The organism is Paraburkholderia hiiakae (genome assembly GCF_904848665.1).
Classification (GTDB): domain Bacteria; phylum Pseudomonadota; class Gammaproteobacteria; order Burkholderiales; family Burkholderiaceae; genus Paraburkholderia; species Paraburkholderia hiiakae.
The window spans coordinates 59,984-78,926 of sequence record NZ_CAJHCQ010000026.1; the positions used below are offsets into that span (position 1 = coordinate 59,984).

General features: G+C 61.2%; 20 protein-coding genes. 12 read left to right on the forward strand and 8 right to left on the reverse strand.

What is annotated here, in order from left to right; all coding sequences use genetic code 11:
- Nucleotides 1-53: 53 nt before the first annotated feature.
- From JMY28_RS33730 to JMY28_RS33740, 3 genes are all read right to left on the reverse strand, one after another.
- Complete coding sequence (locus JMY28_RS33730; RefSeq protein WP_201700215.1) at nt 54-875, reverse strand: siderophore-interacting protein; 822 nt, start codon at nt 873-875, stop codon at nt 54-56.
- A 68-nt stretch (nt 876-943) separates the two neighbouring features.
- Nucleotides 944-1,669 carry a PadR family transcriptional regulator gene (locus tag JMY28_RS33735; protein ID WP_201700216.1) on the reverse strand — a complete coding sequence of 242 codons (726 nt, stop codon included), beginning with the start codon at nt 1,667-1,669 and terminating at the stop codon, nt 944-946.
- 754 nt (nt 1,670-2,423) lie between these two features.
- Nucleotides 2,424-2,744 (reverse strand): hypothetical protein, encoded by a 321-nt coding sequence (locus tag JMY28_RS33740; protein WP_201700217.1) that lies wholly within the window; start codon nt 2,742-2,744, stop codon nt 2,424-2,426.
- Between the two features lie 485 nt (nt 2,745-3,229).
- On the opposite strand from JMY28_RS33740, the gene JMY28_RS33745 reads away from it, so the two are divergent.
- Nucleotides 3,230-3,559 (forward strand): hypothetical protein, encoded by a 330-nt coding sequence (locus tag JMY28_RS33745; RefSeq protein WP_201700218.1) that lies wholly within the window; start codon nt 3,230-3,232, stop codon nt 3,557-3,559.
- 90 nt (nt 3,560-3,649) lie between these two features.
- On the forward strand, nt 3,650-3,880 hold the full coding sequence (locus JMY28_RS33750; protein ID WP_201700219.1) for a hypothetical protein: 231 nt from the start codon (nt 3,650-3,652) through the stop codon (nt 3,878-3,880).
- Nucleotides 3,881-3,951: 71 nt separating this feature from the next.
- Here the strand turns inward: JMY28_RS33750 and JMY28_RS33755 are convergent, their stop codons facing one another.
- The 4 genes from JMY28_RS33755 to JMY28_RS33770 all read right to left on the reverse strand — a co-directional run bounded on the left by JMY28_RS33755 (nt 3,952) and on the right by JMY28_RS33770 (nt 7,151).
- A complete protein-coding gene (locus tag JMY28_RS33755; protein ID WP_201700220.1) occupies nt 3,952-4,674 on the reverse strand; it encodes an HAD family hydrolase in 723 nt (240 codons plus the stop codon).
- On the reverse strand, nt 4,665-5,144 hold the full coding sequence (locus tag JMY28_RS33760) for a YbaK/prolyl-tRNA synthetase associated domain-containing protein (RefSeq protein ID WP_201700221.1): 480 nt from the start codon (nt 5,142-5,144) through the stop codon (nt 4,665-4,667). Before JMY28_RS33760 ends, JMY28_RS33755 begins: the two co-directional genes overlap by 10 nt.
- Nucleotides 5,145-5,386: 242 nt before the next feature.
- Nucleotides 5,387-6,649 (reverse strand): threonine/serine exporter family protein, encoded by a 1,263-nt coding sequence (locus JMY28_RS33765; protein ID WP_201700222.1) that lies wholly within the window; start codon nt 6,647-6,649, stop codon nt 5,387-5,389.
- A gap of 151 nt (nt 6,650-6,800) precedes the next feature.
- A complete protein-coding gene (locus tag JMY28_RS33770; protein WP_201700223.1) occupies nt 6,801-7,151 on the reverse strand; it encodes a DUF4148 domain-containing protein in 351 nt (116 codons plus the stop codon).
- Nucleotides 7,152-7,459: 308 nt separating this feature from the next.
- Here JMY28_RS33770 and JMY28_RS33775 point away from each other — a divergent pair, with 308 nt between their 5' ends.
- From JMY28_RS33775 to JMY28_RS33820, 10 genes are all read left to right on the forward strand, one after another.
- Entirely contained in the window at nt 7,460-8,239 is a 780-nt protein-coding gene (locus tag JMY28_RS33775; RefSeq protein ID WP_201700224.1) for an alpha/beta hydrolase, read from the forward strand.
- A gap of 178 nt (nt 8,240-8,417) precedes the next feature.
- Nucleotides 8,418-10,064, forward strand: a complete 1,647-nt coding sequence (mdcA, locus tag JMY28_RS33780; protein WP_201700225.1) for a malonate decarboxylase subunit alpha — start codon at nt 8,418-8,420, stop codon at nt 10,062-10,064.
- Between the two features lie 91 nt (nt 10,065-10,155).
- On the forward strand, nt 10,156-10,473 hold the full coding sequence (gene mdcC / locus JMY28_RS33785) for a malonate decarboxylase acyl carrier protein (RefSeq protein ID WP_201700226.1): 318 nt from the start codon (nt 10,156-10,158) through the stop codon (nt 10,471-10,473).
- The gene (locus JMY28_RS33790; protein WP_201700227.1) at nt 10,470-11,399 is read left to right on the forward strand and encodes a biotin-independent malonate decarboxylase subunit beta; all 930 of its coding nucleotides are present in this window, start codon (nt 10,470-10,472) and stop codon (nt 11,397-11,399) included. Before mdcC ends, JMY28_RS33790 begins: the two co-directional genes overlap by 4 nt.
- Nucleotides 11,386-12,102 carry a biotin-independent malonate decarboxylase subunit gamma gene (locus tag JMY28_RS33795; protein WP_201700228.1) on the forward strand — a complete coding sequence of 239 codons (717 nt, stop codon included), beginning with the start codon at nt 11,386-11,388 and terminating at the stop codon, nt 12,100-12,102. Before JMY28_RS33790 ends, JMY28_RS33795 begins: the two co-directional genes overlap by 14 nt.
- A complete protein-coding gene (mdcG, locus tag JMY28_RS33800) occupies nt 12,077-12,763 on the forward strand; it encodes a malonate decarboxylase holo-[acyl-carrier-protein] synthase (RefSeq protein WP_201700229.1) in 687 nt (228 codons plus the stop codon). Before JMY28_RS33795 ends, mdcG begins: the two co-directional genes overlap by 26 nt.
- A gap of 1 nt (nt 12,764) precedes the next feature.
- Complete coding sequence (gene mdcB / locus JMY28_RS33805) at nt 12,765-13,640, forward strand: triphosphoribosyl-dephospho-CoA synthase MdcB (RefSeq protein WP_201700230.1); 876 nt, start codon at nt 12,765-12,767, stop codon at nt 13,638-13,640.
- On the forward strand, nt 13,637-14,569 hold the full coding sequence (mdcH, locus tag JMY28_RS33810) for a malonate decarboxylase subunit epsilon (RefSeq protein ID WP_201700231.1): 933 nt from the start codon (nt 13,637-13,639) through the stop codon (nt 14,567-14,569). Before mdcB ends, mdcH begins: the two co-directional genes overlap by 4 nt.
- A gap of 1,010 nt (nt 14,570-15,579) precedes the next feature.
- On the forward strand, nt 15,580-16,212 hold the full coding sequence (locus tag JMY28_RS33815; protein ID WP_201700232.1) for a lytic transglycosylase domain-containing protein: 633 nt from the start codon (nt 15,580-15,582) through the stop codon (nt 16,210-16,212).
- A 76-nt stretch (nt 16,213-16,288) separates the two neighbouring features.
- On the forward strand, nt 16,289-16,648 hold the full coding sequence (locus JMY28_RS33820) for a hypothetical protein (protein WP_201700233.1): 360 nt from the start codon (nt 16,289-16,291) through the stop codon (nt 16,646-16,648).
- Between the two features lie 172 nt (nt 16,649-16,820).
- On the opposite strand, the gene kdpA is transcribed toward JMY28_RS33820, so the two are convergent.
- A complete protein-coding gene (kdpA, locus tag JMY28_RS33825) occupies nt 16,821-18,626 on the reverse strand; it encodes a potassium-transporting ATPase subunit KdpA (RefSeq protein ID WP_201700234.1) in 1,806 nt (601 codons plus the stop codon).
- Between the last annotated feature and the right edge of the window lie 317 nt (nt 18,627-18,943).

Genomic DNA, 18,943 nt, shown 5'->3' on the forward strand with positions numbered 1-18,943 from the left:
GTAGAGCCTGAAAGTAAAAAGGCGCGGCAGGGTTGCCGCGCCAGCAGGATCGATCAGTCGTCGATCGTTTCGTGGGCCGCCTGCGCGCCGCGCCGCCAGTAGGCCGAGGCGCGGATGCGCTTCTTGTCCACGCCGCGCTCGTTGCACAGATGCGCGCGCACCGCGCGGATCGCCGAGGCTTCGCCGGCGGCCCAGACGTAACCCTCGCCGGGCGGCAGCCACACTTCGGACACGCCGTCCACGAGCGGATGCTCCGACTTGCTTTCGTCGCCGCTTTCATCCCGATAGCACCAGATGGCGTATAGATCGGCATCGGTGGGCAGCTCGATGCGGGCCGCGCGATTCGCCACTTCGACGACTACGGCCACGCGCGCGCCGGGCGGCAATTCGGTAAGGCGCCGCTGGATCGCGGGCAGGGCCGTTTCATCGCCAATCAGCAGATGCCAGTCGAAGTCGGTGGGAATCACCATGGAGCCGCGCGGGCCGCCCACGCCGAGATACTGGCCGGGCTGCGCCTGCGCCGCCCATGCCGTGGCCGGGCCGGCATCGTGCAGCACGAATTCCAGATCGAGCTCCTGGCTTTCTGTATCGAAGCGGCGCGGCGTGTAGTCGCGTGCAGCGGGGCGCTCGACGCCTTCGGGAAATACGATGCCGTCCGGGCCTAAAGTTGGCAGTACTGGCTTTTCTTCACCGGCGGCGGGGAAGAACACCTTGAGGTGATCGTCGAACGACGCCGAGACGAAATCGCTCAGGTCGCCCGTGAGCGTGACGCGTATGAGAGCGGGCGAGAGCGCCGTGACGCGCGCCACGCGCAACAGTCGGAACTTCAGCGGGTGACGTACACGGACGACTTCGAGTTGGGACGGATTCTGCATGTATGGCTCCGATGTTGGGGTGGCGCGGCGCGGCTGCCGCATGGCGCATGGCGAATCGATGCAGCGTGTCAAACGCCTTCGCTCTCGCTGCCGTTTTCAATTTCCTGGGTGGCGCGCGCAAGAATCGCGGCGATGCGGCGCTGTTCCTCCGGCGCGACGTCGGTACGACGTAGCAGCGCGCGCTTGAGCGCGCGGCGCGCCTCGATCAGTTCGCGCACCCAGCCGCTGCCTTCTGCGGGATCTTCGCCGGCCATCGCGCGGCGCATGACTTCCATCTTGCGGCCGAAGTGCGTGAGCTTCGCGAGGATCAGGTCCGCGCGTTCGCGGTTGGCTTCGAGGTACGTGCGGCCTTCGGGCGAAAGTTCGTAGCGCTTGCGGTTGCCTTCCAGCGCCACGCTCACGTAGCTCAGTTCTTCCAGATACGTGAGGGCCGGATAGACCATGCCGGGGCTCGGGCTGTAGAAGCCATTCGAACGCGCGTCGAGCGCCTTGATGAGCTCGTAGCCGTGGCTTGGGCGCTCGGCGAGCAGCACGAGCAGCATGAGTTGCAGGTCTTCAGAGCTGAACTTGCGGCCGCGGCCAAAGCCGTCGCCGTCGCCAAAACCGCGGCCGAAACCTTCGCCAAAGCGGTCGCCAAAGTCGCCGGGACCTTCGCCGCCGCGATGGCGGCCCATGGCGTGACGCAGTGCGTGAAGCGCCTGCATGGCCGGGTGGCGGCCGCCGAAGAAGTCGCGCGGATCACGCGCGGTGTGGCCGTGACGGCCGGTATGACCAAAGTGTGGATGGTGGCGCATAGGGCCTCCTTGTCTAACGAGTGTCTTAAAACATGTCTTAAGATATATATCGTAAGAGTGTTTGTCAAAGAGAATTTTTGGGATATGGGTGCACAACAGAGTTTGCGGGCATGTGACGTTCGCCGTTCGGAGACAACAAAGTCTGCAGGAACAGGCAAATTCGCTGTGCGGAGCACAATTTTTATCAACCGCTATCGAATGTATTTTTCGATAGGGAGGGGCGGGCTTGTCTTGCGAGGAAATAGGGTGCGAATATGACTTCGGCGGAAAACGCTGTCACTTCTATTCGTGACGGACATCGGGGGCAATGGCTAACGGGCGCTGCGACTCGTGCCGAATGCAGAATTTAGGTGCGGATTGAGCCCGCAACCCAGGGGCGCTTGCGGCCAACGCGTTGACTGGTAGTCAGCTTCGCCAGGATAGTCATCGATGTGCCAGCTGAGCGCCGCCTCGACACTCAGCGTTTCCTGTTCAAGCGACGGAAACTTGGATGATTCAGGGGAGCGGTGACCATGAGCGACCTCGGGGCGAAGACCAGGTTGGGCATTCCTCCCAGCCTGGAAGTCGTCAGCTCCGTATTCAAGCCCATCACCATCTTTTTGCTTGCCGTTGCACTGAACGCTGGACGGTGGCATCGAGTGAGGACCTTGGCCGACGCTTCATTGTTACATCGCAGCCGTTGCCAGGACAGCGAGACTCTACGCGATGCTACATGAGCAGGTGAAACGGGCATGGAAGCGTACTGAGGAGGAGACTAGCGAGGTCTTCCTTCAGTACCCTTGAGGGTGAACGGGGCGAGAAGCGACTGAACGTCGACCTGCAGTCCCTGGAGTAAAAGCAGGCGAGCGTGGAGCACCGTATTTTCGAGCACGAGTTTCGCGGTGCTCAGAAGGTACATCGCATGAACATCGGAAACCGACATGTCTCCTTCGACAACGTGGTGCCGTTCGACGAGCGAGCTCAAGACGAGACGTCTGAGGTCTTCCTCACCAAACGGCAAGTCGGCGTAGTCTATGGGGTCCTCGGCTTCGACCTCTCGTAGCATGTCAACAAGGGTTTCGGTGCTCACTTCCATGTGCCAGCTCCTCGACGTTGGTCAGACGGTCCATGAAGTGCTTCCAGACTAACGTTTCCCGCGTGGACCGTCCAGCGTTCTTTAATACGCAGCAGTCTTTATACCTGGGAGTACCCACGGAAGCGGAGTTCCGTTGGCCAGGTTAATAGCGGTGGTAGTAGCCGCCTGCAGGTACGACGATGCAGCCGCTCAACGCGGTCCCGAGACATACGGCCAGCAGCACCAGCGCAAAAATTCGTTTCATACGTTCCTCACTTGTCGGTAGTGAAGGCAATATATTTGGAGCGCAAATTACCGGTGTGTTTGTGTGTAACGAGACGTGTAATTTGAAACATCTGAGCCGTCCACGACCCCACTCGTACGTCCGCCTTACGCGAAATAATCCGTTTCAGAACTCACAACTCGTCGGTCAACATCGTGGTCGTCCGCGGCGTTGAGGAGGTGAACGGCGAGAAGCCGTCCCTTCAACGGAATCGGAGACGAACATGCACAACGTTGCCTACAAAATCGCGGCTGCTGCTGTACTTGCTTTTTCGTTCGTAGGCACCGCGTCGGCGCAGACCAATTGGGATGCAACTCACCCACGTCGCGCAGAAGTCAATCACCGCCTGGCGAATCAGGACCGACGCATTCACCAGGAGGTGCGCGAAGGAGAAATGTCGCGCGCCGAGGCGGCGAGACTCCATCGAGATGACCACCAGATTCGGCAGGAGGAGCGCGACATGGCAAGACAGAACGGTAGCCATATCACCCGGCGAGAGGACTACGTGCTAAACCAGCAGGAGAATCATGTAAGCCGACAAATCGGCCAGTAACGTTTTCGTCGATGGTAGACAAGGCACGAACTGGGGGTGTGGATACACGCTCCCCAGCGTCGGCAGGCCTCAGACTTACCGGAGGGGAGCATGAAAGGCACGAGTGAAAAGTCGCTGCGTTGGCAGGTCGAAAAATGGCTAACTTCTGTTTCCGCACTACCTGTTCACGTGATTGAGTTCGGTCGCTCAAGATGGGGCGGCGGTCGCTATGCGTACGTCGCAACAGCAGACGGGGCCCGCGCACTGTACTTCTTTCGGCATGACGATGGTGGCTGGAGCGTTTTTCCGAACAGAACTGGGCAGATGAACAATCCGAACTGAAGGTGCTTGCTTGCCTTCGAAGTCAAGGCGTGACGGCGTTGGTGTACAGAGAGTAGCGACTTGTGCCATGTTTAGCTGAAGTCGCTCGGGCCACCAAGCATTCGGCAGAGTACCGACAAGTCGTTGATAGTGAGATATCGGTCGACCTCACCTTGTTTCAGCTTCACTGGCGACAGGACAGGCATGCGCACAAGCCACGCCGCCTGGAGGCCGGCGTCCAAGGCGCCCAGGACGTCGAGGTGAAGGTCATCGCCGACATGAAGTATCTCCGCAGGCGGAACGCCGACAACGCGCGCGGCGGCATGAAATATTTCGGCCTGCGGCTTCGCGATTCCAACGGAACTCGCGCTTACCGTTGCTTGAAAGAACTCACTGCCACCAGTCAAGCGCAGGTCGGCATTGCCATTGGTAACAGCAACGAGCGGGAATCTGGCGCTAAGCCACTTCAGCGCGGGCAGGACGTCTTCAAAGAACTCGACTTGCTGTCGTGCGGCATAGAAAGTTTCGTAGGCGGGGTCGGTCAGCGTGACGTCTTCTTTTGCCAGTTCTAGTGCGCGAGTAATTGAGCCAACTCGCAAGGCGCGGAAGTCGCCCGCGAGGTCCGGGCGCGAGCGCTCATATGCGTCCCGTATCTCGGCTAGCGCCAGGCGCGTCGGTAACACGTCCGCGGTTTTGGGGGCGTTTTCCACGAGCCACGAATGCAAAGCCGCTTCGGCGCGTTCGACCGCAGCACCGAATGACCACAACGTGTCGTCGAGGTCGAAGGAAATCGCTGATACCTTGCTTAGACGCATAGGGGCGTAACTATAGGCTGCGCGATGCGCACGTAGTCCGATGAGTTGAGAACAATCGACCTGTCCAGTCGCCCAGCGTTGAAGGCGATTTCGTCGAAGCTCTCCAGGAGACCTTTGTCTACAACCAGCTTGATGGCAGGAGAGAGTGCAAACGGAGGAATTGCGCCGACTACGCAACCGGTTTCGCGTTCAGCATCTTCCGCGGTTGCGAGCGTCGCTTTCTTGACATGACCGGCCGCAGCGACCTTTTTGAAGTCCAGCTTCCGGTCTCCAGGAAGAATGGCAAGAATCAACGTTCGCCCCTCATCCTTGCCCCTGCAGAGCATTGCCTTCGCGCCCTGGCCAGGGGCCGTTCCGCGGATTGCGGCGACCAGGTCCGACCGCCCCTCAGCGGGGTGTTCGATGATTCGATATCTGGCGCCCTCGCGATCAAGGATGGCCACAAGCCTCTCGTACACAGTCGTCGACATGGCGTTAGTCGTTCTGGAAATGAGTTGTTCAATCGGGGTAATGATACGGCGTCCTGAGCCAGGCTCGGTTCAGGGCGCATCCCCCGGCGGAAGTTAGCGCTCCGTTTGTCTCTCGAGGGGGGCTGCGGACGCTTTCGGGGAATGATCCCGGCCACGCATGCTGGGCGCGTACGTTATTTTTGTCATTGCTGGGTAACGGTCTCGCTCGCGGCGGCGGTTGGACGGCGGCCTTCGCCTGAAGATCAATCGAAGGGCCGCGGTGCCGTCGCGAACCGCTTAAACAACATGCGGGGCAGCACTAATCCCACGGTCATTGCCAGGATGATCAGGAACGCCGTCGCGCCATTCGCAACGATGGTCGGGACAAGGTTGGCCGACGCGCGAGGTCCAATGGCGACCAGTTCAAGCAGTGTGCTTGCGGCACGGAACAGGAAGAAGCCCGGCATCATTGAGACGACCGCTGAGAAGCCGACGGCCGCGAAGGGAAGGCGCAGTCGGTCGACGATCGGTGCAACGATCAGGCCGACGAGGAGACAGGCAAAGAACGCCGCGGTCGCAACGTTGGCGTTCAAGATCGAGATGAGCGCCCAGCGCGCTGCGTGCGCCAGCATGCCGACGGCGATTGGCAGGGGCAGCAGGCGCCACGGCATCGAAAAGAAAGTCCCGAAGCTCGCGACGGCGCATCCGGCGGCGATGACATCGGCGGCGAGGGGCGCGGCCGCGGAGGGACCGGGCTGAAGTGCGCCGCCGTTGGCGCCCACCCCGATCAGCAGGCCTGTACATATCATAAGTATCATAAGACCCGCATAAGTCAGGCGTGCGAGTCCCAGCGTGATCCGGGTGCGCGCCAGATCGATCGCACCGTTGAGGATATGCGGACCGGGAACCAGCACCATGCATGGGCAGAACGCGACGAGCAGCTGCGCGTCTGAAAGACGGAGCCGACTTGTGACAGCACCGATCACGCCCGCCACCATCGCCGCAGACAGCGATTCGAGGAGGGGATTGCCGCCAAGCTTCCCCTGCCAGCGACGAACGAAAGCGCCGACACTGGCGCTGATGGCGATCAGTGCCAGGCTCGCGACATCATAGACGCCGTAGATCACGCCGAGAGAGGCTGCGCCTATGGCCGCGAAGACAGCGAAGCGCAGGGTCGCGACGGGCGGCATGCGCTCTGCCGCCAGGAGCGCTGGCTGCGCGGCTGCGTTCGACATGATGCCCTCGCAGACTTGATCCATGATCGTCTGGACAGCCAGGACTTTGCCCATGTGTACGCCGAGCGGCGTGGCCGGAACAATTTCCGAGAACGTGGTGTGGTCAAGCTCGACCACGAGTTCGTCCCAGTGTGGCAACACCCTGAGCGGTACGCCCAAGGTGCGCCCCAGCTGCTGCGCAGCGACGACAGTTCCTTCGGTGGTCTGCCCGTGCCTGAAAAGGAGCGAGGCTGCCAATGCGACGGTTTCCACTTCGTCCATGTGGCCTCGAGGGATGATGGCTTTGTTCATTGCTGCCTCAAGGGTTGAAGCCCATCGACATTCGCCGGGTTGGACGTCCTCGAATTATTCGATGAGGAGTCAAGACAATCCGCAAACAGGCTTTGATCATTATCTCGCTGCAAATAGCGCTGCAAGAGCCTGACCGTCGCCGAGCACCGTTTTAGCTGCCAAAATACAAATTGCAGAAGCTTACTGGGCCTACGCAATCGGCCTGCGCTGGCATATGCACGCGCGCTCCGGCCGACGAGCGGCCCTCCAGCGGCACACCACCGACATCCTGACGTGCAGCATTTTTTGTATCGTCCATCGAGATCCTGGCCTCGGCAGCCTGAATGTCCGCCGGATAGTTGATGTCTTCCCCACGGCCCGGGCTGTATCCGGCCTGCTCGACACGCACGAGATCCGCGCGGACTTCAGCGCGGGTCAATGGCTGGGTGGACTGCGCAAAGCCAGATGCCGGAACGGTAACGGCGCAGGCAGAAACGAGAATGCAGAGAAGAGTCTTAGACATGTTCAATACTCCTATATGACCGATAAGTGGATGAGCCGGTAAAGAAAGACTCAGTATCCACTTGGCGCGGGTCTAAGTGTGGCAAAGCGGTGCTACGTGATTGAACTCTAGCTACCCACTTCCGGCGCAAGCGTTACCCAGGCATTACAAGAAAATGACAAGCTTTCCGTCCCTTTACTTTGATGCGCCTACGCAAGTGCGTCATTCTTTTGTAATGACCAGGTAACGGTCTCGTTCGAGGCAGCTTTTTAGACTGGCCGTGTTGTCAATCGATTCTTTCACTTCACGCCATTCCAAGGAGTTGCAAATTGTCCTTTCCTTCTCTCCGTTCGGCCGTTGCGCATGCAGCAGCGGCGCTTTGTCTGGTTGCCGGCGCCGTCACAACCGCGCAGGCCGCTCCCGTCAAGAATGTCGTCCTCGTGCACGGCGCTTTTGTGGGAGGCGCCGGTTGGCGTCCCGTGTATGACATTCTCACCAGGGACGGCTACAAGGTGACGCTCGTGCAGGAACCGCTGACGTCGTTCAAGGACGATGTGACTGCGACGAAGCGCGTCCTCGACAGCCTGGACGGTCCGTGCGTGCTGGTGGGCCATAGCTATGGCGGGGCGATCATTACGGAAGCGGGCAACGACGAGCACGTGAAGTCGCTCGTCTACATTGCCGCGCACGCACTCGATGCCGGCGAAACCGAAGTCTCGAACGGCAAACTTTATCCGAACGCGACGCCTCACCAGGACGTCGTGAAAACAGCGGACGACTACCTTTACCTGAATCCGGCCGACTATCCGCGCGATTTCGCGGCCGACATGCCGATCGCGCAGGCCGAGTTCGAAGCGCACGCACAGATGCCGACCGCGGCAGCCGTCTTCACCTCACAAATTCCTGATCCGGCCTGGAGAGTCAAGCCGACGTTTTACATGGTCGCAAAGGCGGACAAGATCATCAATCCGGACCTCGAGCGCATGTACGCGAAGCGCGCACACGCCCACACGGTGGAAATCGCTGGCGCGAGCCATTCGGTCTACGAAACGCACCCGCAAGAAGTGGCTGCGCTCATCGAACAGGCCGCACAAGGGGCGGGACAGTAACGAGGTGTTGCTGCTTACCGGTTGGCAGGCGTGATGGCAGGTCGGTCCCGATTCGTTATAAGGGCAGTCCGCCATCGCGGTCAGCTACCGTGCAGAAACAGAGGTGAGACGGCGTGATATCGGAATACCTGTCGTCGAAAACCTATCGACCATCGACACCTATCGCAGGAGAGACATAATGGCTCTATGGAATCAAAACCGATACGCCCGTGACGTCCGCCTTGCTGCAGGTACACGTGTGGCACAGGGAAAGCGTGTGGCGGCTGAGGATGCGACAAAACTGCTCGAGGCGGTGTTGCACCCCGGAGATCGCGTGTGCCTTGAGGGGGATAACCAGAAGCAGGCTGATCTGCTCGCCACCGCGCTGGCAGATGTCGATAGCACAAAGATCCACGACCTGCACATGGTGCAGTCTGGAGTCGTGCTGCCGGAGCACCTGGACGTATTCGAGCGCGGCATCGCGAAGCGGCTCGACTTCGCATACTCCGGGCCTCAATCGCAACGAATCGCGAAGTTGTTGTTTAGCGGGCGCATTGAACTGGGCGCCGTGCATACGTACCTTGAACTGTTTGCCCGGTACTTTATCGATCTGACGCCCAACGTAGCGCTCATTGCAGCCGTCAGCGCAGATGCGGACGGCAACCTTTATACCGGACCGAACACCGAGGACACGCCAACCGTCGTGGAGGCGACCGCGTTCAAGGACGGCATCGTGATCGCGCAGGTTGACCAGATTGTCGATCGCGTGCCACGGGTCGATATTCCAGGTGACCAGGTGCATTTCGTAGTCGAGGCAGGACGCCCGTTTTTCGTAGAGCCGCTGTTTACGCGTGACCCTGCAGCCATTACGGAAACGCAGATTCTGACCGCGATGATGGCTATCAAAGGCATCTACGAACCGTACGGCATCAGGAGGCTCAATCACGGCATCGGCTTCAACACGGCGGCGATTGAGTTGCTGCTGCCGACCTACGGAGAGCGCCTTGGGCTCAAGGGGAAGGTCTGCACGCACTGGGCGCTGAACCCCCACCCGACACTAATCCCGGCGATCGAATCCGGCTGGGTCGAGCAGATCCACTCGTTTGGGTCCGAAGTTGGGATGGACGACTATATCCGCGCGCGTTCCGATGTGTACTTCACCGGCGCCGACGGGTCGCTGCGTTCCAACCGCGCGTTCTGCCAGACGGCGGGTCTGTACGCGTGTGACATGTTCATCGGTTCGACATTGCAGATCGATCTTTCGGGTCATTCGTCGACCGTCACAGCCGAGCGGATCGCCGGCTTCGGCGGCGCGCCAAACATGGGTAGCGACGCACGTGGCCGGCGCCATCCGAGCGAACCGTGGTTGAAGGCGGGCAGGGAGGCCGATCCGCACACGAGCGCCGCCTTGCGGCGCGGCCGTAAGCTCGTCGTGCAGATCGGCGAGACCTTTGGTGAAAAGAATGTGCCGATGTTCGTAGAGAAACTCGATGCGCTGCGCCTGGCGGACAAGCTGTCGCTCGACCTTGCGCCGGTGATGGTCTATGGCGACGACGTCACGCACATCGTCACCGAGGAAGGGATTGCGAACCTGTTGCTGTGCCGTGACGCCGACGAACGTGAGCATGCGATTCGCGCGGTTGCCGGTTACACGGAGGTCGGGCGCGGACGCGATCATCGGCTCGTTGAGCGCCTGCGCGAACGAGGGGTGGTTCGCCGGCCGGAGGATCTCGGCATCAATCCGCTCGACGCCGACCGGCGCCTGCTTGCGGCGCGCTCAGTCAAGGACCTCGTGCACTGGTCGGGCGGCCTGTACAAGCCGCCATCGCGGTTTCGCAACTGGTAGCGGGGCGCGGTGCACTTTGCACCGCCCAAAGCGTGTAGCGGTCCGCCGCGTGTCATGTTCGGTCCTCGCGAGGACCGGCTGGAGCTAAAGAATGGAACGGCTAACTTATCGTCATATCGCGCGTGAACCCGCGCAAGGAAGCGCGTTGTCGGCACTCGTCGGCGTCGTTGCATCCGGCAATCTCGAAGTGCTGGTCGAACGCATACTGCCTGGTAGTGCTTGTGAAATTGAAATCGAGACTACGGCGGCCGGTTTCGGCGACGTTTGGAGCGCGGTCGTTGCGGATTTCGTCGAACGTCGCTCGCCGGGCGGCCTGCGGCTGTCGATCAACGACGGCGGAGCACGACCCGACATGGTCTCGCTGCGTCTTGCCCAGGCAGTTCGTGCAATTGAGGGGAGCGGCCAATGAGCACTGTATTCGATCCATCGGCAGCGAGCGCGAGCTGGTACGAAGCGTCCGCGCGCCAGCGCATCGACGAACTTGTCGACGCTGGCACATTTGTCGAGTTCGTGGGACCAGCCGAGCGGGAGATGAGCCCGCACCTGTCTCTGTTCAATCTGCCCCATCAGTTCGACGACGGAATGATTGTCGGGCGCGCGATGCTGGACGGCAGACCGGTATTCCTCGCGGCACAGGAGGGGCGCTTCATGGGCGGCGCATTCGGCGAAGTGCACGGAGCCAAATTGACCGGCCTGCTGCGCGCGGCACGAGACGTCCAGTCCGTGCCCGTGCTGATCCTGTTCGATACAGGGGGTGTGCGGCTGCAGGAAGCCAACGCAGGTGAACTCGCGATCGCCGAGATCATGCGCGCGCTGGTCGACGCGCGGGCCGCCGGCGTCCCGGTGGTCGGCCTCATCGGCGGCCGCGCCGGGTGCTACGGCGGCGGTGGCTTGCTGGCCGCGTGCTGCTCGGCACTCGCGGTTTCGGAGCAAGGCCGCATCAGCGTGTCTGGCCCCGAGGTCATCGAGACAAACCGGGGTGTCGACGAGTTCGACTCTAAAGATCGCGCGCTGGTCTGGCGGACGATGGGCGGCAAACACCGGCGCCTGATTGGCGGTGTCGAGCACTTTGTCGATGACTCGCTAGACGGATTCCGGCAGGTGGCCGTCGCATTGCTCGCACACCAGCATGCATTCAACCTCGACGTGCTCGAAGCCGAGCAGGCGCGGCTCGACGAGCGGATCGCGGCGTTTGGAGCCTGCAACGACGCGCAGGATGTCTGGTGTGCGCTCGGGGCCACACGTATCGAGGCTGAGACCATCCCCGAGTTGTCCGACGACGCATTCAGGAAACTTGCCGGCCAACTTCAGGAGGTGCGAAATGACGCTCGATGAAATTCTCGATTCGCTGGAACACGATATTGCAGTACGCGACGACGGCCTCTTTGCAGGACGGGCGATCATCGACGGTCGGTGTGTCGATGTGATCGGCGTCTCGCGTGGCGCATTCGTTGGCGTGGATGAGGCGCTGTGGCTGTCAGCTCAAGTGATGGAAACGATTCGCCGCGGTGGCGACACGCCGATTCTGGTTATCGTTGACAGCGGCAGCCAGCGCATGAGCAGGCGCGACGAATTGCTCGGCCTGAACGAATGCCTTGCGCACCTTGCGAAGTGCCTGATGCTCGCGGGCCAGTGTGGTCACCAGACGGTTGGCTTGCTTTACGGACACACGGCGGCTGGCGCATTCATTGCCACGGCGCTCGCGACGCGCGTACTCGTTGCGCTGCCGGGGGCGACGCCGGAGGTCATGGATCTGCCTTCCATGTCGCGCGTAACGAAGCTGTCGATCGACCTACTGGAAGACATGGCGAAATCGACGGCAGTGTTCGCGCCGGGCCTCGTGAATCTCGAGAAGATGGGCGCCGTCAACGCCACGCTGGATCCCGCACAGCCGCTCGCCGCGCAACTCGCCCGCTGGTTCGACGTGCAGCCCGACCGCGCGGATGTGCGCGACCGTCTTGGCGAGTCACACGGGGGGCGCCCGGTGGCAGCCCGCATTGCACAACGTGTCTATGAACTCGCGCGCCATGTTGGCTAACGCCCCGCTCGCCCGGCACAGTTTCGTGCGGGTCTCGCCTGACGCGTGGGACGCGTGCGTCGCGTCGCAGCCCGCCTTGGCGAAAGAGCCGCTCGTTCGAAACTGGGCGGCCCGTGGGTGGCCGCTGATAGTCCGTCGGCCGGGGCCTTGCGACGTGCACAAGATCGGCGTGCCGGTGGGATTGCCCCTGCCGCCGATAGCGGGCAAGCAGCGCATCAGCACCGTCGTGCCTGCCGACGCGATCATCTCGATCGAGCGGCCGCCAGAGCTCGCAACACTCCGTGACGTTGCGCCCAAGGCGTGGCGCGCGACGATCGACATGCTGGACTTGATTGCGCAACGGCATCACGTAGCGTGTCGCGCGTTTGGCAGCCTCGCATGGCAGGGGCGGACCGGTCTGCCGTATTTGACCGGGCAATCAGATCTGGACCTGTTGTTCGATTTGCCAGCAACACTCGATGTACACGGTGCGCTTGACGCGCTGCTCTCGGACATCGCGAGGTGCGCTGCGTACGCGCCGATGAGGATCGACGGCGAGGTTATCCGTGCGGATGGCGCGGGCGCGAACTGGCGGGAGTTGCGTGCCGCGAAGGGCGAGGTGGTCGTGAAGATGGCGACGGACGTTGTACTCGCAACGGTACGCGTTTTTGCTGAGGGTTGAAATGTCGGACTTGCACGTTGCCGTTGAGGACCAACTGGGTGTCAGCGCTGGGGCAATCGCGTCGTATGCGGAGCATTGCCTGCGGCTGGAGCTCGACACGTGGCCAAAGCCAGGGCTCGTCAGCCTCCTCGACAACGGCAGCCACGACGATATGGACGCCAGCATGTTCATGCGCAGCGCAGCCGCGATCCGGCCATATTTCGCGGAGCTAGCGCGGGCTGGCGCGGCGCAGGCCAGCATGAGCGTCTTGCGCCGGATTGGACTACGTGCGGAGCGTGCCATGCTGGCTGCAACGGGTGGGGTGAACACGCATCGCGGCGCGATATTCGGCCTTGGGCTGCTGTGTGCCGCGGCCGGCAGCCGCTCGACCGATGGTTCGCGCGCAGATTCCTGCGCAATACCGACGCTCGGCGAACTCGTCTCCCGGAATTGGAGCGCGGACATACTCGCCGGTCCGCGGCCGACGAATAGTCATGGTGAGATCGCCGGACGACGCTATGGCGTCGGCGGCGCACGCCACGAAGCCGCGAGTGGTTTTGCGAATGTCTACCGTATCGGCGTACCGGCACTTCGCGAAGCGGAAGTGCTGCGCCCCGGCGACGCGATGGCTGCGCGCGTTCACGCCTGCTTCGCACTGATTACCGCTGTCGATGATACGAACCTGCTGCATCGGGGCGGTGAAACCGGTCTTGCATTTGCGCAGCGAACTGCCTCGCATTTTCTCGCTTCCGGTGGAGTTGGCGCACCGGATTGGCTTGAGCGCGCCACGTCTGCACATCGGGCTTTCGTCGCGCGGCGCTTGAGTCCGGGCGGCGCAGCAGACTTGCTCGCGATGAGCCTCTTCGCCGCCGCCTTCGATCCGGACGCAGGAACATGACAATCGCACTCCTCTGTTCAGGGCAGGGTCACCAGGGGCCCGGCATGTTCGATCTTGTCGGCCACGGGCCAGACGTCGCGCCGCTGTTTTCGCATGCTTCACGCTGGTTCGGCAGCGATCCGCGCGACTGGGTGCGCAGCGCCAGCGACGAGCAGCTGCGCGAGAACGCGATTGCGCAGGTGCTCTGCACGCTGCACACACTCGCGGCATTCGCGCACCTCGCGCCTATTCTGGGGCGGCGGTGTTGTGTCGCGGGCTATAGCGTCGGTGAAGTCGCCGCATGGCACGTTGCGGGGAGAATCGGCGCGCTCGATGCACTCGATCTGACTGTCGCACGTGCGAGCGCGATGAACGCTGCGAGCACCGGCCAGGAAGGAATGCTCTTCGTTAGAGGCGTGAACCGCAGGGCGCTCGATGCGCTTTGCGCAGGGCGCGATGCTGCGGTAGCGATCATCAATCCTGGCGATGCCTATGTGCTTGCGGGGACGGCAGACGCGTTGAGTGCAATCGCTTTGGACGCCCGCCAGGCCGGAGCGGCGCGAATCGTGCCTGTACCTGTGCGGGTGGCGTCGCATACCTCGCGGCTCGCCGCGGCCGTGCCAGTTTTCCGGAGGGCGCTCGACGGCGTGAGCGTTTCTGCCGGGATGGCAGGCAGACGGCTCGTCAGCGGGATTGACGGCGCAATCGTGCTTGATAAGCGTGGCGGACTTGACCGGCTTGCGCGGCAAATCGCCGAACCAGTGGACTGGAGTGCATGCCTGCAAGCTTGCGACGAAGCTGGCGCCTCGGCCTTTCTCGAGCTTGGTCCCGGACGTGCATTGTCCCAGATGGCAGCAGACGCGTACCCATTGATTCCGTCGCGCAGTATCGCGGACTTTCGATCGTGGGAAGGAGTCCACGCCTGGATTGCTCGGGTCATGCAGAACTGAACAAGTGTAATCGGTGTGCGCCGCACAGTGTGCACGACGCTGGACGTTTCCTGTGCGATACAACCTTGGAGTCCTGTGAACCGTTGAGCCGACGTGGGCATCGATGAGTCGTGTACGTGGTAAGCGAAAACTTTCGGACACTGTCGAGTGGAAAGCCCTGTCAAGTAAGGCTGAGAATGACGCGTTCGTCCAATAATCTCGAGCCACGGACAGGCCCTCAATCGAATCTCAATCTGTGAAAGTGGGAACGGCAGTAACCGTTCAGGTTTGCAGAGATGCCTGCCCTCTGCAACAGGCCGGGCGTGCGGGTTCCGCTTGCGTCAAGACGACAACAATGAGTTGCTCTTATTGCGCTCAATTCTGAGCAGTTGCCGTTCTACACTGTGTTCACCAAATCCGCAAAAGAGTGCGTGCGGAACACTCCCTGGGGGAAACGTTATGAAACTTGTTCAGCTCATTGTCGCTGCATCTATGTTGATCCCGGCTGTGTCTTCGTTCGCTCAATCGACACCGTTGGCTGTGAATGAAGACGTACGGTCGCAAGTAGTTCAAGAAGAGACGATGTACAGATCTTTGGATTCTAGCGACGAGAAGCAAACTTCAAAAAATAACGTCGATCGGAATGGAGAGCGGACCCGCCAGATAGCGGGAATGAACCTGGGTCGTTACTCGCTGTCAGTCGTCCATCCTTCGTTTTGATGTTGCTGTTGATCGAACCCGCACCGCCATGAGCTCTCGACGCAGTTTCTCAGGTGGAATTGGACGCAACGCACAGTCGCTCGCATTGACCAATCATGCGACTGGCAGCATACCCAATCGAGCGGCCGCTTATTCGTCAAGATGCAGGTCGATTTGTTTCGCTTCGCGGGCCTGTTTGCAGTGAGTGAGTCCTGGACTGCGCCCCCCGCATCTTTACGCAATTTTTCTGCAGGAGGACGATCTTTTACCAAAATTGTTCGTTCGGCACGTGTAGTGTTTCCACTTGTTCCACCGGCACAACGCAAACGAACATGAACAACAATTTCGGTGACCGGCCGGGCGTCCGTACGCCCGGCTTTCGCGCTATTGTTTTTGCGACATTACTGGCTGCCAGCTCTCTTAACGTGATGACCTGCGGCGCCGAGGAGTCGATCGTCGCACCGCCCGATGCCGTCGCCGAAGCGCTGCCCGCGGGCACCCCGACGGCCGAAGACATCGCAACCATGCTGAATGTGCGCTTCCATATCGGGCTGCACGAGGCCTTGAAGATCGGCGAGGCGGTGCTGAATGCCGCAAGGCGCGATACGATCTCGCCATTCCTGCTGCTCGCGGTCATCGCTGTGGAGTCCGATTTCAATCGCTTTGCAGTGAGCGTGACGGGTGCCAGGGGGCTCATGCAAGTGCTGCCCTCCCAACACAAGGACATCGTCCTTCGCACGGCGGATTTGACCGACACGGGTACGAACGTGAGCATCGGTTCGTCGATACTGCACGACTATATCGAGGCTTCCGATGGCGATGTCCATGACGCGCTGCTGCGCTATAGCGGCGGCGCCAGAGGTTATCCGCGGCGCGTGGCCGATCGCATGAGCATGATCAAGATGGCCTTTGACGTGCATTCCCGCGATCCCAATTCGCAAGCCGCGGCAACTTTCAGATATTGATTGCCGCTAGATCGCTTATCGTGCATTTGAGGCACAGATTCGGTTGTATTCGTTACCTCATACTGGCGCGATAGGCTTGGCTAGCACTCCGAAACTGGCTTTCACCACCATTGCATCGACGCTCGCCTACCTCGGCCTTGCCATCCTGGGCTCGGGGGGCTTTTCCGCGTTTTTCTCCCATCGTGCCCTAACCTTGGTCGCCATGGCCACGCTTGTGATGGCCGGCGTCGGTGTCATCAGTGCCGCCAACCTGAGCGCGAGTGAGCGCGAAGATCGGGGCAATCGCTGGGTGCTCGCTGCGTCCGGTACCATCGGAATACTAAGTATCGCGTTGTCCGCATACACGGATGGGTTCTGGGTATTCGACGGTGACAATCTTGTGCGTCCGGAGGAAGGCTCTCAAGTCGACAAGTCCGTGTCTCATGCTATTCCCTGATTTCAATCGGCGTAACACGTTTCACCGCAACGCCTCAACAGGGCACGTAGATGCGGAAAAACGCCCGATGCCCGCCGGAATTGACGGGTTTTCTTCGGTATGGAACAGCGCAAATGAAAACCGTGTAAATCCAGCCGGGTGAAGTCTAAGCGGGAGATATACGACAACACGGCTAATGACCCAACACGGACCCGAGTTGCTCCACGATCGGGCCGAGCGCGAGCGCAGGTAAATACGTGATGGACGCAATCAGCACAACCGTGCCGATCAGCAGGCCGATGAACAGGGGACCGTGCGTGGGCAGCGTGCCCGGCCCCTCGGCGCGCTTGCGCTTCAGGGCGAGCGACCCGGCAATTGCCAGTACAGGCACGATGACGGCGAACCGGCCGAACCACATCACGATGGCGAGCATCCAGTTGTAGAACGGCGTATTCGCGGAGAGCCCGGCGAACGCGCTGCCGTTATTGTTCGCCGCCGACGAAAACGCATAAAGGATTTCGCTGAAGCCATGAGCGCCAGGATTCGCAATGCCCGCAATGCCTGAGGGCACGAGCACGGAAATCGCTGTGCCCAACAGCACGAGCATGGGTGTGGCGAGGATCACGATGGCGACCATCTTCATCTCGTAGGCATCGATCTTCTTGCCGAGATACTCGGGCGCCCGGCCTATCATCAGCGCGGCAACGAACACGGCGAGCATTGCGTAGATCACCATGCTGAAGAGCCCCGAGCCGGGGCCGCCAAAGACGACTTCACCCGTCTGCATCAGGACCATCGGGACGAGGCCGCCCATGGGCGAAAACGAATCGTGCATGGCATTGACGGCGCCGTCACCGCCACTCGTCGTAACGACGGCATAGAGTGCCGACGATACCGCGCCAAAGCGCGTCTCTTTCCCTTCCATGTTGCCGCCCACGAGCGCCCGTTCGTTCGGCGCGACTGCGGCGTGGGTGAGCGCTGGCGTGGCTGACTGTTCCGCATGGATCGTAAAGGCCGCCGCAGCGACGAACATCACGGCCATGGCTGCAAGCAGCGCCCAGCCCTGACGACGGTCGCCAACGGCCACGCCAAACGTATAGCAGAGCGCCGCCGGAATGAGCAGGATCGCGAGCATCTGCAGGAAGTTCGACAGGGGAGTCGGATTTTCGAACGGATGCGCGGAGTTCGCGTTGAAGAAGCCGCCTCCGTCGCCCCCCAGGAGTTTGATAGACTCCTGCGACGCCACCGGGCCCATTGGCAGATCCTGGCGTCGCGACGTCATGGTCTGCAGAACGGCGTTGCCGGCCGCATCGCGGACTGCCTGGCCCTGTGCGTCGAGTTTCGGCTGCTGCCACGTGTTGATCTGCAGTGTCGGAACGGTTTCGTTGGCGGCAAAGCTCTGTATCACGCCCTGGCTCATGAACGCGGCGGCAAACAGCACGGAAAGCGGCAGCAGGACATACAGCGTCGCGCGGGTGAGATCGACCCAAACGTTGCCGATCGTCTTTGCGTCGCGTCTTGCCAGCGCGCGCATCAGCGCAAACATCACGGCCATGCCGCTTGCGGCCGAAAGAAAGCTTTGGACCGTGATGCCGAGCATCTGCGTGAGGTAGCTGAGCGTCGTTTCGCCAGCGTAGCCCTGCCAGCTCGTATTGGTGACGAAGCTCACGGCGGTGTTCCATGCGGAGTCCGGACTGACTGCGGGAAGCGCCTGCGGATTGAGCGGTAGCCAGCCCTGCATGCGTTGCAGCGCGTACAGGAAGAGCGTGCCAGCGGCGTTGAAGAGGATGAGCGCGGTTGCGTAGGTCGACCAGCTCATTTCGACGCCTGGGTCGATGCCCGCGACGCGATAGAGCAAACGTTCGAACGGGCGCGCTACGGCGCCGAGGAGTGGCGGATCGCCTTCGATCGCGCGCGCGATGTAGAGGCCGAGTGGTTTCACCAGCGCGATCAGTACGGCAAGAAACAGGGCGATCTGAAAACTACTGCCGGCGATCATGTCATCTCCCGCGGCCGTCGCGCCTCGCAACGTCGATACGTACCCTCCATTTCATGTCGCGGAACGTCAATTCGATGAAAAGATCGCGGGCTCCCGCATAAAAATCTGGTCAACGTTTCGACGCACTGGTCCGTAGCGCGCCATCTGGTGAATCCACTTCACGGCGAATCCCGGGATCGGGAGTCGGTATCGTGTGCCGCGCCGTATATCCCGCATATGCACAATCCCTTTCCGGATTTACGGAATCTTTATTCGCCCCGGTCTATACCTTAAGCACCCTGCTGGCCAGGCGTGAGCGCTGCGCTGCAAAGCGCAGG